Consider the following 15,043-nt stretch of genomic DNA (forward strand, 5'->3'; position numbering starts at 1 on the left):
GCGAGCGAGCGACCATCAGAAGGTGCGCGTTTCGCGAAGCTGCCACCGAGCGTCAGCGAGGTGGCTATGAGCGGAGGAGACAGGAGCATGGCCGGCGCAATGCGCAAGATGGCGGTCTACCTCGGCCTCGTGGAGGACGAGACGTACGACGGCCAGGGGTACGACCCCGATGACGACTACGACGCGGACCCCGAACCGATCCGGACGGGCCAGCGGACCGAGGACATCCCCCGGCCGGCCTCGGCTCCCGCGGCCGCCGCGCCCGCCCCGGTCTCCTCGATCACCCCGCAGCCGGTGCCCGCGGCGGTGCCGATCCGGCAGGAGACTCCGAGGATGGCCCCCGTGTCGTCCATCACACCCGAACGCCGCCACAACCTGGAGAAGAGCGCACCGGTGATCATGCCCAAGGTCGTCAACGAACGAGAGCCCTACCGCATCACCACGCTGCACCCCCGAACCTACAACGAGGCCCGTACCATCGGGGAACAGTTCCGCGGCGGGACTCCCGTGATCATGAATCTGACCGAGATGGACGACACCGACGCGAAGCGGCTCGTAGACTTCGCCGCTGGACTCGTCTTCGGTCTGCACGGCAGTATCGAGCGCGTGACACAGAAGGTGTTCCTGCTGTCGCCTGCTAACGTCGATGTCACGGCGGAGGACAAGGCTCGGATCGCCGAGGGTGGGTTCTTCAACCAGAGCTGACCCGGCCACGACTTTACGTGTGGATCTGATCAACAGTGGGTTAGCGACAGGTGACGAGCGGCAGGCCCGAGGGATCGGGACCGGGGAGAGGGATACGCGATGGACATCGTGTGGGCGGTGCTCTACTACGCCCTGACCGTCTTCCTGGTGTTCCTGCTCGTGCGGCTGGTCATGGACTGGGTCTTCCAGTTCGCGCGTTCGTGGCGGCCCGGCAAGGCCATGGTCCTGGTCCTGGAGGCCACGTACACTGTCACGGATCCGCCGCTCAAGCTTCTTCGGCGGCTCATTCCGCCGTTGCGTTTCGGGGGCGTGGCGCTCGACCTGTCCTTCTTCGTACTGATGATCATTGTGTATGTCCTGATCTCGCTTGTGCACCCCTAGTCGTAGGTGAGCGATGCGACAGGATGCCGGTGTGCCGACGATCACGTTGAGGTGAAGAGATGCCATTGACCCCCGAGGACGTTCGGAACAAGCAGTTCACGACCGTCCGCCTGCGTGAAGGCTATGACGAGGACGAGGTCGATGCCTTCCTCGACGAGGTCGAGGCGGAGCTGACCCGCCTCCTCCGGGAGAACGAGGACCTGCGCGCCAAGCTGGCCGCCGCGACTCGTGCCGCCGCGCAGAACCAGGCCAACCTGCGCAAGGAGCCGCAGCAGGACGCGCCCCGCCAGGGCGGCGCCCCGGTGCCCGCCGCCATATCCGGCCCGCCGGTCCCCGGCCAGCAGGGTCCGGGCGGCCCGCAGCAGATGGGCCCCGGTGGTCCGCAGCAGATGGGTCCGGGCGGTCCGCAGCAGATGGGCCCCGGTGGTCCGCAGCAGATGGGTCCGGGTGGTCCGCAGCAGATGGGCCCCGGTGGTCCGCAGCAGATGGGCCCCGGCGGCCCCCAGCAGCAGATGGGCAACCAGCCCCTCGGCCTGCCCGCCGGCTCCGCGCCGCAGCTTCCGGCTGCCGCCGGCCCGCAGCAGCAGATGAACCAGACCATGGGCGGCCAGCAGCAGCTGGTCCAGCCGATGGGCGGCCAGATGCTCCAGCCCATGGGCGGTCCCGGTGGCCCGCAGCAGATGGGCAACCCGATGGGCCAGGGCATGGGCCAGCAGCAGATGCAGCCGATGGGCGGCCCCATGGGCGGCCCGCAGCAGATGGGCGGCCCCATGGGCGCCCCGATGCAGCAGCAGGGCCCCGGTGGCGACAGCGCCGCCCGCGTGCTCGCGCTCGCTCAGCAGACCGCCGACCAGGCGATCTCCGAGGCCCGCTCCGAGGCCAACAAGATCGTCGGCGAGGCGCGCAGCCGGGCCGAGGGCCTGGAGCGCGACGCCCGTGCGAAGGCCGACGCGCTGGAGCGGGACGCGCAGGAGAAGCACCGCGTCGCGATGGGCTCGCTGGAGTCGGCGCGGGCCACGCTGGAGCGCAAGGTCGAGGACCTGCGGGCGTTCGAGCGTGAGTACCGCACGCGTCTGAAGTCGTACCTGGAGACCCAGCTGCGCCAGCTGGAGTCGCAGGCCGACGACTCGCTCGCCCCGCCGCGGATCCCCGCCACCGCGTCGCTGCCGCCGGCGGCCTCGTCGATGGCTCCGGCCGGTGCCGGCGCGTCGAGCTTCGGCGGCAGCCAGCCGTCCTTCGGGGGCAACTCGCCGTCCTTCGGCGGGAACGGCTCCTTCGGCGGCGGCTCCTCGGCGCCGAGCTTCGGCGGGCAGTCGACCGGTGGCAACAGCGGTGCTCCGCAGATGCAGCCGGCCGGCATGACCCAGCCGATGGCGGCCGTCCGTCCGCAGCCGCCGCAGCCGATGCAGCAGGCTCCGGCACCGATGCGGGGCTTCCTGATCGACGAGGACGGCGACAACTGAGGTTGTAGCAGGGCCTTTCGAGGGCGCCCCCTTTCCGACCTGCGGGTCGGGAAGGGGGCGCCCTTCTGTGCGCTCGGAGGCTGTGCCGGATCGGGGAACCGGAGGGCACTCTCTTGTCCTGCGACAGGGGCGCGCGGAGAGGGGAGGGGCGCACGTCCTTGGACGGAGCGCGGGCGTGGAGAAGTGGGAGGGGGCGTGCGGGAGTTGGGGAGGGTGTGGGGCGTGGGCAGGTGCGGCGAAGCCGCCGTGACCCTGGGGGTGACGGCGGCTTCGTGGTGGGGCGTCAGGCCTTGCGCAGCTGGAAGGCGAGGCCGAGGGAGTCGTCGGTGAAGGTCTCGGAGTCCCAGTCGGCTGCGCCGGCGGCGAAGTCGGTGGCGAGGACCTCGTCGGCGACGAGGGGGCCGTGCTCGGCGATGGCCTCGGCGGTCTCCTCCGAGGTGGCGCGCCAGCGCAGGACGATGCGGTCGGCGACGTCCAGACCGGAGTTCTTGCGGGCCTCCTGGATCTGGCGGATCGCGTCGCGGGCGATGCCGAGGCGCTTGAGCTCCGGGGTGATGGCCAGGTCGAGGGCGACGGTGGCGCCGGACTCGTTGGCGACGGCCCAGCCCTCGCGCGGGGTCTCGGTGATGATCACCTCGTCCGGAGAGAGGGTGACCGTCTCACCGCCGAGCTCGACCGAGGTCTCGCCGTTGGCGCGCAGCTCGGCGGCCAGGCGGGCGGCGTCGGTGGCGGCGACCGCCTTGGCGACGTCCTGGACGCCCTTGCCGAAGCGCTTGCCCAGCGCGCGGAAGTTGGCCTTGGCGCTGGTGTCGACCAGCGAGCCGCCGACCTCGGTGAGCGACTCCAGGGTGGAGACGTTGAGCTCCTCGGCGATCTGCGCGCGCAGGTCGGCGGGCAGTTCCTCCCAGCCCTGGGCTGCGACCAGCGCGCGGGAGAGCGGCTGACGGGTCTTCACACCGGACTCGGCGCGGGTGGCCCGGCCCAGCTCGACCAGACGGCGGACCAGCGCCATGTGCCGGGAGAGCTCGGTGTCGATCAGCGACTCGTCGGCCTCCGGCCAGGTGGCCAGGTGCACCGAGGCCGGGGCGTCCGGGGCGACCGGGACGACCAGGTCCTGCCAGACCCGCTCGGTGATGAACGGGGTGAGCGGGGCCATCAGGCGGGTGACCGTCTCCAGCGCCTCGTGCAGGGTGGCGAGCGCGGCGGCGTCGCCCTGCCAGAAGCGGCGGCGGCCGCGGCGGACGTACCAGTTGGACAGGTCGTCGACGAAGCCGGAGAGCAGCTTGCCGGCGCGCTGGGTGTCGTACGCCTCGTAGGCCGCGTCGACCTCGCGGACCAGGGTGTTCAGCTCGGACAGCACCCAGCGGTCCAGCTGCGGACGGTCGGCCGGGGCCGGGTCGTTCGCCGAGGGCGCCCAGTTCGAGGTGCGGGCGTACAGGGCCTGGAAGGCGACGGTGTTCCAGTAGGTGAGGAGGGTCTTGCGGACCACCTCCTGGATGGTGCCGTGGCCGACCCGGCGGGCCGACCAGGGCGAGCCGCCGGCCGCCATGAACCAGCGGACGGCGTCGGCGCCGTGCTGGTCCATCAGCGGGATCGGCTGGAGGATGTTGCCCAGGTGCTTGGACATCTTGCGGCCGTCCTCGGCCAGGATGTGGCCCAGGCAGACGACGTTCTCGTAGCTGTTCTTGCCGAACACCAGGGTGCCGACCGCCATCAGCGTGTAGAACCAGCCGCGGGTCTGGTCGATCGCCTCGGAGATGAACTGCGCCGGGTAGCGCTTCTCGAACAGCTCCTTGTTCCGGTACGGGTAGCCGTACTGGGCGAAGGGCATCGAGCCCGAGTCGTACCAGGCGTCGATGACCTCGGGCACGCGGGTGGCGGTGCCGCCGCAGTCACGGCAGGCGAAGGTCACCGCGTCGATGTACGGGCGGTGCGGGTCGAGGCCGCTCTGGTCGGTGCCGGTGAGCTCGGTGAGCTCGGCCAGCGAGCCGACGCAGGTGAGGTGGCCCTCCTCGCAGCGCCAGATCGGCAGCGGGGTGCCCCAGTAGCGGTTGCGGCTGAGCGCCCAGTCGATGTTGTTGTTCAGCCAGTCGCCGAAGCGGCCGTGCTTGACCGTTTCCGGGAACCAGTTGGTGGCCTCGTTCTCGCGGATCATCGCGTCCTTGACGGCGGTGGTCCGGATGTACCAGGACGGCTGCGCGTAGTAGAGCAGCGCGGTGTGGCAGCGCCAGCAGTGCGGGTAGCTGTGCTCGTACGGCAGGTGGCGGAAGAGCAGGTCGCGCTCCTTGAGGTCCGCGACCAGGGCCTCGTCGGCCTTCTTGAAGAACTGGCCGCCGACCAGCGGGACCTCGGGGGCGAAGGTGCCGTCGCCGAGCACCGGGTTGACCACCGGCAGGCCGTACCTGCGGCAGGTCGCGAGGTCGTCCGCGCCGAAGGCGGGGGACTGGTGGACGACGCCGGTGCCGTCCTCGGTGGTGACGTAGTCGGCGGTGACGACGTAGTGCGCGTTCTCGATCTCGACCAGGTCGAAGGGGCGGCGGTAGGCCCAGCGCTCCATCTCGGCGCCGGTGAAGGACTCGCCGGTGGTCTCCCAGCCCTCGCCGAGCGCCTTGGCGACCAGCGGCTCGGCGACGACGAGCTTCTCGTCGCCGTCGGTGGCCACCACGTAGGTGACCTCCGGGTGGACGGCGGCGGCGGTGTTGGAGACCAGGGTCCACGGGGTGGTGGTCCAGACCAGCAGGGCGGCCTGACCGGCCAGCGGGCCGCTGGTCAGCGGGAAGCGGACGAAGACCGAGGGGTCGACCACGGTCTCGTAGCCCTGGGCCAGCTCGTGGTCCGAGAGGCCGGTGCCGCAGCGCGGGCACCAGGGTGCGACGCGGTGGTCCTGGACCAGCAGGCCCTTGTCGAAGATCTGCTTGAGCGACCACCAGACGGACTGGACGTACGACGGGTCCATCGTCCGGTAGGCCTCGTCGAGGTCGACCCAGTACCCCATGCGGGTGGTCAGCTCGACGAAGGCGTCGGTGTAGCGGGTCACCGACTCGCGGCACTTGGCGTTGAACTCGGCGATGCCGTACGCCTCGATGTCCTGCTTGCCGGAGAAGCCCAGCTCCTTCTCGACGGCGAGCTCGACCGGCAGGCCGTGGCAGTCCCAGCCGGCCTTGCGGGCCACGTGGTAGCCCTTCATGGTCCGGTAGCGCGGGAAGACGTCCTTGAAGACGCGGGCCTCGATGTGGTGGGCGCCGGGCATGCCGTTGGCGGTGGGCGGGCCCTCGTAGAACACCCACTCGGGGCGGCCCTCGGACTGCTCCACGCTGCGCTGGAAGATCTTGTTGTCCTGCCAGAAGGACAGGATCTGGTGCTCCAGGGCAGGCAGATCCACCTGCGCGGGGACGGGGTTGTAGGTCATGGCCATCGCGGGCGTCTACCTCCGGTGGATGCTGGGACTGGATCCTCCGGAGGGACGAGACGGCACGGCCGCCCCGCGGTACCACCCTCCTTGGCCGCGGTGCTGCGTTCGCGGCCCTCTTGTTTGGGCTTGCTGCCGGGTCTAGTGGGCCCCCGCGCTCGGTGTGCGGTGGCCGTTCTTCCGGCGGCTCCGGGGTGATCTTCCCGCCGTGCACACCCCCGGGCTCGCACCGTCCCCGGGTCGCTGGTGGCTGCGTACGTCGGTACTCGTCCCATCTGCGCCTTGCAGGGCCAGTGTATCGGCCGGGCGAGTCGGTTTGTCCAAACCGTTTCCGGACGGGTGCTCCGGGGCGTTCGGCGGCAGAGGTTAGCCGGAGTCGATCTGGGCACAAATCCCTGAGCGCAACGGGGCGTGACGATTGGGGCGGCTGCCTGGGTGGGATCGTTATGAGGCGCCGGTATGTCATGTTGTGACCGGTTTTGATCGGGATTATCGTTCCGGCACTGGAAGCCGCCGGGAACCGGCGGCTCGATTCGTTCGTAGATGGGGTCGAAAGCCATGGCTGAGAAGGGAACCGGCGCGGGTACCGCCACCAAGCGGGCACGCAAGGCCGTGGCGGTCGACCCAGGGGAGGGGACCGTGACCACTACCGCACCGAAGAGCAGCACCGACACCGTCACCGCACCGCGCGGCGCCGAGTCCGTGGACCCGGCCACGCTGCCGATCCGGCCCGGTGAGGACCCGTGGACCACCGAGGAGGTCCACGAGCTGCACGACGAGCTGATCAGTGAGCTGGAGCGGCTCCGCAACGAGATCGGCGCCGCCGAGGCGGCCATCTCCGGCCTGATGCGCGACTCCAACGACGGAGCCGGTGACGACCAGGTGGACGCCGGTACGAAGAACATCTCGCGGGAGAGCGAGCTGGCGCTGGCCAACAACGCGCGGGACAGCCTGGCCCAGACCGAGCGCGCGCTGGAGCGGCTGGAGGGCGTCGGCTTCGGCATCTGCGAGTCCTGCGGGCAGGCCATCGGCAAGGCCCGGATGCAGGCCTTCCCCCGGGCGACGCTCTGCGTGCAGTGCAAGGCCAAGCAGGAGCGCCGCTGAACCGGGCGACCGGAGCGACGTGGGGGGTCGGGCTTGCCGTACGCTCGACCCCGTAACGTCGCCTGACGCGTTCGCGAACGCGGGCAGGTCGTCACCGGCCCACCACCCTCCCCCTCCTGCGGACCGGGGGAACTCCATCGGCAGCGGAGCGGATCATCAGTACGCAAGGTTCCCCCCAGACCCGGGACGACGCCGTCCCGTCCCCCGCCGATGCCGTGGAGGTGCCTGTGGCCGATCCGAGTGGGGCGACGTCCGTGGGCGACACGACGGCGGAGCGGCCCAAGGGCCCGCGCCGGGTCGGTGTGCTGCTGGTCGTTGCGGTGCTCGCCTTCCTGATCGACCTCGGCAGCAAGCTGCTGGTCGTCGCCCGGCTGGAGAACCACGCCCCGATCAAGGTGATCGGGGACGTGGTCACCTTCCAGGTGATCCGCAACTCCGGCGCCGCCTTCGGGATGGGGCAGGCGCTGACCGTCGTCTTCACGATGATCGCCTCCGCCGTCATCGTGGTGATCTGGCGGATCGCCCGCCGGCTGTACAGCCTGCCCTGGGCGATCGCGCTCGGGCTGCTGCTCGGCGGGGCGCTCGGCAACCTCACCGACCGGCTGTTCCGCGCGCCGGGCGTCTTCCGCGGGCACGTGGTGGACTTCATCTCCGTCCAGCACTTCGCCGTCTTCAACCTTGCGGACTCGGCGATCGTCTGCGGCGGGATCCTGGTGGTGCTGCTCTCCTTCCGGGGCAGCAACCCGGACGGGACCGTCCACCAGCAGGCCGAGAAGGCCGAGAAGACGGAGCGGGCCGGGAAGTAGCGCCCGGGCCACCGGCGCGCAGGGGCGTGTCGTGTTTCCGGCATACTCGTACGGGTGAGTACCGCAGCGCAGATCCGCAGCCTCCCCGTACCCGACGGCCTGGAGGGTGAGCGCCTCGACGCCGCCCTGGCCCGGATGTTCGGTTTCTCCCGGACCAAGGCCGCCGAGCTGGCCGCCGACGGCAAGGTGACGCTCGACGGCGCCGTGGCCGGCAAGTCGGACCGGGTCACCGCCGGTTCCTGGCTGGAGGTCGAGATCCCGGCCCCGGCCGCCCCGGTGCGGATCGTCGCCGAGCCGGTCGAGGGCATGCGGATCGTGCACGACGACGAGGACATCGTGCTGGTCGACAAGCCGATCGGCGTCGCCGCGCACCCCAGCCCGGGCTGGACCGGCCCCACCGTGATCGGCGGACTGGCCGCGGCCGGGTACCGGATCTCCACGTCGGGCGCCGCCGAGCGCCAGGGCATCGTGCACCGGCTGGACGTCGGCACCTCGGGGCTGATGGTGGTCGCCAAGTCCGAGCGCGCATACACCGACCTCAAGCGGCAGTTCCACGACCGGATCACCGAGAAGCGGTACCACACGCTGGTGCAGGGCCACCCGGACCCGATGAGCGGGACGGTGGACGCGCCGATCGGGCGGCACCCCAGCTCGGACTGGAAGTGGGCCGTGACCCGGGACGGCAAGCCGTCCGTCACCCACTACGACCTGATCGAGGCGTACCGGGCCGCGTCGCTGCTGGCGATCAAGCTGGAGACCGGGCGCACCCACCAGATCCGCGTCCACATGTCCGCGCTGCGGCACCCCTGCGTGGGCGACCTGACGTACGGCGCCGACCCGACGCTGGCCAAGCGGCTGGGGCTGACCCGGCAGTGGCTGCACGCGGTGTCGCTCGGGTTCGAGCACCCGTCGGACGGGCAGTGGGTCGAGTTCTCCAGCGAGTACCCGGAGGACCTCAAGAAGGCGCTGGACATCATCGCGGCGGAGAGCTGAGGTGCCGGCCGCTGACATCCGGGTCGCCGAGGGCGAGGCGGACCTGGAGCTGGTGCGGGCCGTCCGGCGTGAGGTGTTCATCGTCGAGCAGGACGTGCCGGAGGAGCTGGAGTACGACGAGTACGACGCGACCTCGGTCCACCTGCTGGCCGTCGCGGCGGACGGCGCCGCCCTGGGGACGGCGCGGCTGATCTTCGGCGAGCAGGCGCGGAAGCTGACGGGCGGCATCGACGGACGGGTGCTGCTCGGGCGGCTCGCGGTCGTCGCGGCGGCCCGGGGGACGGGGCTGGGCGCGGAGCTCGTCCGGGCGATCGAGGCCGCCGGCGCCGAGCGCGGGGGCGTGGAGGTCGAGCTGCACGCGCAGGTGCAGGCGCTCGGGTTCTACGAGCGGATGGGCTACGCGGCGGAGGGGCCGGTGTACGACGACGCGGGGATTCCGCATCGGACGATGACGCGGGTGCTGTAGGCGTTCGGGGCGGGCGGGGCCGGACCTTCGGGACGGGTTTCCGGCGGTCGCCTCCCGCGTCGCGCGGTTGTGCCCCCGGCCTTCGGCCGGACTACCCCCAGTGCCCCTTCCGGGGTGCTGGGGCTTTCGTCTTCCGGGCGGGCGCGGGTCAGCTGTCGGTGGTGCGCAGGCGGGGGAGGGCGTGGGGGTGCTCGTCGCGCAGGTGGGCGATGAGCTGTTCGCGGATGTCGTTGCGGAGCCGGGCGGCGTCGTCGGGGTTGCGGGCGGTCATGGTGGCGCGGACGACGATGGTGCTGGGCGTGGTGTCGGTGACCTGGAGGGCCCATTCCGCGCCGTCCCAGAGCGGGTGCCGGTCGAGGCGGGCGCGCAGGGCGGTGCGCAGCTCGTCCACCGGGGTGGTGTGGTCGAGGTGGAGCAGGACGGCGGCGAGCAGGCCGGGGTCGCGGCGGGTCCAGTTCTCGAACGGCCGGCTGACGAAGTACGAGACCGGGACGATCAGCCGGCGCTGGTCCCAGAGCCGGACCACCAGGTAGGTGAGGGTGATCTCCTCGACGGTGCCCTGCTGGCCGTCCACCACCACGGTGTCGCCGATCCGGACGGTGTCGCCGAAGGCGATCTGGAGGCCGGCGAAGAAGTTGCCCAGGAGGCTCTGGGCGGCGATGCCGGCCACGATGCCGATGATGCCCGCCGAGGCGAGCAGGCTGGCGCCGATGGCGCGCATGGCGGAGAAGGTCAGCAGCATCACGGCCACCGTGACCACGGCGATCAGCGCGCTGACCGCCCGGCGCAGCATGCTGATCTGGGTGTGCACCCGCTGGACGCGCGCCGGGTCGCCGATGCGGGTCTCGTAGCGGCGGAGCAGTGCCTCCAGGACCGCGGCCACCACGCGGACGGTGAGCCAGCCCAGGGAGGCGAGCAGGAACAGCAGGAGCAGGTGCTGCGCGCCGTCGCCGCGCTTCAGGTGGAAGACCCGCTGGAGCGGCTTGGCGGTGATCAACAGGGCTGACACGACGGCGAGTTGGAGCGGGATCCGGCAGCGGCGGAGCAGCGGCCAGACCGGCGCCGAGGGGTGGCGGGCGGCGGTCCGTTGGAGGGCCTGGTCGACGATCCAGCCGATCGCCAGGGTGGCGGCGACGGCGGCGAGCAGTGAGATCAGCAGCCAGGGCATGCGCCGTACGATACCCGGGCAGAGTGGGGTGAAACGGACGAAATGGTGTGGTGGCTTTATCGGACGCCTACCCGGACGGCGGATACGATCAGCGCCCATGGAGTTCGGTGGGGTAAGGCGTCGCTGGCGCGCCCGGGGAACAACGGTCAGACGCAGGCTGCTCGCCGGGGCGGTGGCGCTGGCGGCGGTGGCCGGAGCCGGTACCGCGACGGTGGCGTCCGGCGGTGAGCAGGCGGTCCATCAGGAGGACCGTTTCCTCAGCATGCCGGAGACGCCCGGCAGCGCCCAGCAGATCCAGCTGGACACCTCGTTCTTCACCGCCGGCGGCGGCGGTCGGCGCCCGGCGGTGCTGCTGGCGCACGGCTTCGGCGGCTCCAAGGAGGGCGAGCGCGAGCGCGCCGAGCAGCTGGCCCGGCAGGGGTACGCGGTGCTGACCTGGTCGGCGCGCGGCTTCGGGCACTCGGGCGGCAGGATCGGGCTGAACGCGCCCGACCGCGAGGTCGAGGACGTCAAGCACCTGGTGGACTGGCTGGCCCAGCGGCCCGAGGTGCAGCTGGACGCGGTCGGCGACCCGAAGGTCGGCATCACCGGCGCCTCGTACGGCGGGGCGGTCTCGCTGCTGGCCTCCGCGTACGACCACCGGATCGACGCGGTGGCCACCCAGATCACCTGGTGGAACCTGGCCGACGCGCTGTTCCCGCAGGGCGTGCAGGGCTCGGGCGCGGCGGACGGCGTGTTCAAGAAGCTGTGGGCCGGAATCTTCTTCACCACCGGCTCGGCCGGGGACCTCGGCCCCTCGGGCGGGGCGCCACGGGAGAACGGCGGGCCGAAGGCGGACGGGCCGGTCGGCTGCGGACGTTTCCTGGAGTCGCTCTGCCAGATGTACGACCGGGTCGCCACCGCCGGGCACGCCGATCCGGAGGCCCTCGCGCTGCTGGAGCGCTCCAGCCCGTCCTCGGTGGCGGCGCAGCTCAAGGCGCCCACGCTGGTGGTGCAGGGGCAGCAGGACTCGCTGTTCCCGCTGGACCAGGGAGACAGGATCGCCAAGGCGGTGGCCGCCAACGGCGCGCCGGTGGCGGTGGACTGGTTCGCCGGCGGTCACGACGGCGGGACGGACACCAGTGCGCGGGTCGACGACCGGGTGACGGCCTGGTTCGACCACTACCTGAAGGGGCTCGGCAACGACACCGGCGCCGCGTTCCGGGTCACCCGCACCGGCGGGGTCGACTCGACCGGCTTCCAGGCGGTGCTGCGCGGGGCCACCGCCGACCGGTACCCGGGGCTGGGCGGGACCGGCTCGCGGACCGTCGAACTGACGGGCGGTGAGCAGACCCTCGCCAATCCGCCCGGCGGCGCGCCGCCCGGGATCTCGACGCTGCCGGGCGTCGGTGCGCTCAGCCAGGCGGCCTCCCTGGGCGCCGGGCTGTCGCTGGACTTCCCCGGGCAGAACGCCGCCTTCGACTCGGCGCCGCTGGACTCGCCGCTGCACCTGACCGGGCAGCCGACCGTGCCGGTGCGGGTCACGGCGGACCGGCCGGACGCGGTGCTGTTCGCGAAGCTGTACGACGTCGGGCCGGACGGCAAGGCGGTGCTGCCGCAGCAGCTCGCCGCCCCGCTGCGGGTCACCGGCGCGGACGCCGGGCAGACGGTCACCGTGGCGCTGCCGACCGTGGACCACACCTTCCCGGCCGGGCACCGGGTGCGGCTGGTGCTGGCGAGCACCGACCTCGCGTACGCCTCGCCGGCCGAGCCGGCCACCTACCGGGTGGCACCGGCCGGGGCGCTCACCGCGCCGACCGTCGAGGAGCTGGTCACCGAGGCGGCGCCGCTGCCCTCGCGCACCTGGGTGCTGCCGGTCATCGCCGTACTGGCGGCCGCGGCCCTGGTGCTGGCGCCGCGGCTGCGGCGCCGGCGGGGCGCCGCCGGGCCCGGCTTCGACCCGGAGCTGGCCGCGGTGCCGCTGCAGATCAGCGGGCTGAGCAAGCGCTACAAGGGCGCCCAGGACCGCTACGCCGTACGGGAGCTGGGTTTCCGCGTGGAGCAGGGCCAGGTGCTCGGACTGCTCGGGCCGAACGGCGCGGGCAAGACCACCACGCTGCGGATGCTGATGGGCCTGATCCGGCCGGACGCCGGGGAGATCCGGATCTTCGGGCACCTGGTGCGGCCCGGCGCGCCGGTGCTGTCGCGGGTCGGCGCGTTCGTGGAGGGCGCCGGCTTCCTGCCGCACCTCACCGGGCGGGCCAACCTGCGGCTGTACTGGCAGGCGACCGGACGGCCGGAGGCCGACGCGCGCTTCGACGAGGCGCTGGCCATCGCCGGGCTCGGCGAGGCGCTGGACCGCGCGGTGCGGACGTACTCGCAGGGCATGCGGCAGCGGCTGGCGATCGCGCAGGCGATGCTGGGGATGCCGGACCTGCTGATCCTGGACGAGCCGACCAACGGGCTGGACCCGCCGCAGATCCGCGAGATGCGCGAGGTGATGATCCGGTACGCGGCCGGCGGGCGGACCGTGATCGTGTCGAGCCACCTGCTGTCCGAGGTCGAGCAGAGCTGCACGGACCTGGTGATGATGGACCACGGGCAGCTGGTCACGGCCGGCCCGGTCGGGGACATCGTGGGCGCCGGCGAGCTGCTGATGATCGGCATCGCCGGCCCGTACGACCCGGTGCCCGTGGTCGAGAAGGTGGCCGCGCTGGCCGGGGTCGGCTCGGCGGAGGCCGTCGAGGGCGGACTGCTGGTGCGCCTGGACGGACTGACGGCCAGCGGGCTGCTGGCCGAACTGGTGCGGCTGGAGGTGCCGGTGGAGAGTGCCGGCCCGCAGCGGCGGCTGGAGGACGCGTTCCTGTCGTTGATCGGAGGTGGAGCGTGAGCGTCGTCCCGATGGACCACGCGGAGTCGACGGACCATGCCCAGGGGTACCGGGCGAGCCGGACGCTGCCGCTGCGGGTGGAGGCGATGCGGCAGCTGCGTCGGCGCCGCACGCTGGTGATCGGCGCGGTGCTGGCCGCCATGCCGTTCGTCATCCTGGCCGCGTTCCAGATCGGCGGCACCCCGGGCCGTCCGAACCGGACCACCTTCATCGAGCTGGCCACCGCCTCGGGGGCCAACTTCGCGGTCACCATGCTGTTCGTCGGCACCGGCTTCATGCTCGTCATCCCGGTCGCGCTGTTCTGCGGGGACACCGTCGCCTCCGAGGCCAGCTGGTCCTCGCTGCGCTACCTGCTGGCCGCACCGGTGCCCCGGGCCCGGCTGCTGGCCCGCAAGTTCGCGGTCGGGCTGGCGTTCTCGGCGGTGGCGGTGGTGATGCTGCCCGCGATCGGGCTGGTCGTCGGCACGGCGGCGTACGGCTGGGGGGACCTCAAGCTGCCCGCCGGGGTCAGCCTGCCCGCCGGGCAGGCGCTGCCCCGGATCGCCATCGCGGTGGCCTTCGTGTTCCTCGGCGAGATCGTGATCGCGGCGCTGGCGTTCTGGCTCTCCACGGCGACGGACGCGCCGCTGGGCGCGGTCGGCGGTGCGGTGTTCGCCTCGATCATCACCGGCGTGCTGGACGCCGTCACCGCGCTGGGCGACCTGCGGGAGTGGCTGCCGGCGCACTGGCAGTACTCCTGGGCGGACGCTCTGCAGCCGCAGCTGGAGTGGGGCGGCATGGTGCAGGGCGTCTCGCTGTCGCTCTCGTACGCGGTGGTGCTGCTGGCGCTGGCGTTCCGGGGGTTCGCACGCAAGGACGTGGTGTCGTAGCCGGACGTGGGTCACAGGGCCCGGCGGGGCATGCGGGATCATGGGTGGGTAGCTGACCTCCCTGGTGAAGGACCCGAACCGTGGCCCAGATCGTCCTCTTCCACTCCGCCTACGGGCTGCGCCCCGCCGTGCACGCCGCCGCCGAGCGGCTGCGCGCCGCCGGGCACACCGTGCACACGCCGGACCTGTTCGACGGGCGGACCTTCGAGTCCGTCGAGGAGGCGCAGGAGTTCCAGGAGGAACTCGGCGGCCGCGACGAGCTGCTGCGGCGGGCTGTGGCGGCGGCCGCGCCGGTGTCCGAGGGCGGGCTGGTGTACGCCGGCTTCTCGCTCGGCGGCGCGGTGGCGCAGAACCTGGCGCTGGCCGACGAGAAGGCACGCGGGCTGCTGCTCCTGCACGGCACCTCGGACCTGCGGGAGGACGCCGCCACCGAGATCCCGGTGCAGCTGCACATCGCGGAGCCGGACCCGTTCGAGCCGGAGGACTGGCTGAACGCCTGGTACCTGCGGATGCGGCGGGCCGGGGCGGAGGTCGAGGTGCACCGTTACCGGGGCGCCGGGCACCTGTTCACCGACCCGGAGCTGCCGGACTACGACGAGGAGGCGGCCGAGCGGGCCTGGGCGGCGTCGCTGGACTTCCTCGCGGAACTGGACGCCTGACGCGGGGCCGGACGCCTGACGCGGGGCCGGACGGTCGGCGCCGGGCCGGGGCCGGGGCGGCAGGAGCGGCGGGCGCGGCAGGTGCGGCCGGGGCCGATCTCGATAATCCATGGAATTATGGAGGATGTCCCGGGCGGAAAGCGCCCGGGAC

12 protein-coding genes are annotated in these 15,043 nt (G+C 72.3%); 10 read left to right on the forward strand and 2 right to left on the reverse strand.

Annotation, left to right across the window (positions count from 1 at the left end; translation table 11 throughout):
* Positions 1-87 precede the first annotated feature (87 nt).
* The 3 genes from sepF to AB0O11_RS05055 all read left to right on the forward strand — a co-directional run bounded on the left by sepF (position 88) and on the right by AB0O11_RS05055 (position 2,549).
* Positions 88-705 (forward strand): cell division protein SepF, encoded by a 618-nt coding sequence (sepF, locus tag AB0O11_RS05045; RefSeq protein ID WP_363381768.1) that lies wholly within the window; start codon positions 88-90, stop codon positions 703-705.
* Positions 706-804: 99 nt separating this feature from the next.
* Positions 805-1,086, forward strand: coding sequence for a YggT family protein (locus AB0O11_RS05050; RefSeq protein ID WP_030060143.1), 282 nt, complete (start codon positions 805-807; stop codon positions 1,084-1,086).
* A 59-nt stretch (positions 1,087-1,145) separates the two neighbouring features.
* Positions 1,146-2,549 carry a DivIVA domain-containing protein gene (locus tag AB0O11_RS05055; protein ID WP_363381770.1) on the forward strand — a complete coding sequence of 468 codons (1,404 nt, stop codon included), beginning with the start codon at positions 1,146-1,148 and terminating at the stop codon, positions 2,547-2,549.
* Between the two features lie 283 nt (positions 2,550-2,832).
* Here AB0O11_RS05055 and ileS read toward each other — a convergent pair whose 3' ends face one another.
* Complete coding sequence (ileS, locus tag AB0O11_RS05060; RefSeq protein ID WP_363381772.1) at positions 2,833-5,964, reverse strand: isoleucine--tRNA ligase; 3,132 nt, start codon at positions 5,962-5,964, stop codon at positions 2,833-2,835.
* Positions 5,965-6,597: 633 nt separating this feature from the next.
* On the opposite strand from ileS, the gene AB0O11_RS05065 reads away from it, so the two are divergent.
* The 4 genes from AB0O11_RS05065 to AB0O11_RS05080 all read left to right on the forward strand — a co-directional run bounded on the left by AB0O11_RS05065 (position 6,598) and on the right by AB0O11_RS05080 (position 9,327).
* Positions 6,598-7,062 (forward strand): TraR/DksA family transcriptional regulator, encoded by a 465-nt coding sequence (locus tag AB0O11_RS05065; protein ID WP_363381774.1) that lies wholly within the window; start codon positions 6,598-6,600, stop codon positions 7,060-7,062.
* A 215-nt stretch (positions 7,063-7,277) separates the two neighbouring features.
* On the forward strand, positions 7,278-7,868 hold the full coding sequence (lspA, locus tag AB0O11_RS05070; protein WP_363381776.1) for a signal peptidase II: 591 nt from the start codon (positions 7,278-7,280) through the stop codon (positions 7,866-7,868).
* A 54-nt stretch (positions 7,869-7,922) separates the two neighbouring features.
* Positions 7,923-8,861, forward strand: a complete 939-nt coding sequence (locus AB0O11_RS05075) for an RluA family pseudouridine synthase (protein WP_363381778.1) — start codon at positions 7,923-7,925, stop codon at positions 8,859-8,861.
* A 1-nt stretch (position 8,862) separates the two neighbouring features.
* On the forward strand, positions 8,863-9,327 hold the full coding sequence (locus AB0O11_RS05080; RefSeq protein ID WP_363381780.1) for a GNAT family N-acetyltransferase: 465 nt from the start codon (positions 8,863-8,865) through the stop codon (positions 9,325-9,327).
* Between the two features lie 148 nt (positions 9,328-9,475).
* Here the strand turns inward: AB0O11_RS05080 and AB0O11_RS05085 are convergent, their stop codons facing one another.
* A complete protein-coding gene (locus AB0O11_RS05085; protein ID WP_363381782.1) occupies positions 9,476-10,495 on the reverse strand; it encodes a mechanosensitive ion channel domain-containing protein in 1,020 nt (339 codons plus the stop codon).
* Positions 10,496-10,592: 97 nt separating this feature from the next.
* On the opposite strand from AB0O11_RS05085, the gene AB0O11_RS05090 reads away from it, so the two are divergent.
* The 3 genes from AB0O11_RS05090 to AB0O11_RS05100 all read left to right on the forward strand — a co-directional run bounded on the left by AB0O11_RS05090 (position 10,593) and on the right by AB0O11_RS05100 (position 14,892).
* Positions 10,593-13,364, forward strand: coding sequence for an alpha/beta fold hydrolase (locus AB0O11_RS05090; RefSeq protein ID WP_363381784.1), 2,772 nt, complete (start codon positions 10,593-10,595; stop codon positions 13,362-13,364).
* Positions 13,365-13,375: 11 nt separating this feature from the next.
* Positions 13,376-14,233 carry an ABC transporter permease subunit gene (locus AB0O11_RS05095; RefSeq protein WP_363382027.1) on the forward strand — a complete coding sequence of 286 codons (858 nt, stop codon included), beginning with the start codon at positions 13,376-13,378 and terminating at the stop codon, positions 14,231-14,233.
* Between the two features lie 80 nt (positions 14,234-14,313).
* Entirely contained in the window at positions 14,314-14,892 is a 579-nt protein-coding gene (locus AB0O11_RS05100) for a dienelactone hydrolase family protein (RefSeq protein ID WP_363381785.1), read from the forward strand.
* Positions 14,893-15,043 lie beyond the last annotated feature (151 nt).

The organism is Kitasatospora sp. NPDC093102, from assembly GCF_040683915.1.
In the GTDB taxonomy this organism is placed as follows: domain Bacteria; phylum Actinomycetota; class Actinomycetes; order Streptomycetales; family Streptomycetaceae; genus Kitasatospora.

Bases quoted from the DNA above. Each gene is read 5' to 3' on its own strand.
- AB0O11_RS05090 (WP_363381784.1), top strand. From the start codon at position 10,593: ATGGAGTTCGGTGGGGTAAGGCGTCGCTGGCGCGCCCGGGGAACAACG.
- AB0O11_RS05055 (WP_363381770.1), top strand. From the start codon at position 1,146: ATGCCATTGACCCCCGAGGACGTTCGGAACAAGCAGTTCACGACCGTC.
- AB0O11_RS05085 (WP_363381782.1), bottom strand. From the start codon at position 10,495: ATGCCCTGGCTGCTGATCTCACTGCTCGCCGCCGTCGCCGCCACCCTG.
- ileS (WP_363381772.1), bottom strand. From the start codon at position 5,964: ATGGCCATGACCTACAACCCCGTCCCCGCGCAGGTGGATCTGCCTGCC.
- AB0O11_RS05095 (WP_363382027.1), top strand. From the start codon at position 13,376: ATGGACCACGCGGAGTCGACGGACCATGCCCAGGGGTACCGGGCGAGC.
- sepF (WP_363381768.1), top strand. From the start codon at position 88: ATGGCCGGCGCAATGCGCAAGATGGCGGTCTACCTCGGCCTCGTGGAG.
- AB0O11_RS05050 (WP_030060143.1), top strand. From the start codon at position 805: ATGGACATCGTGTGGGCGGTGCTCTACTACGCCCTGACCGTCTTCCTG.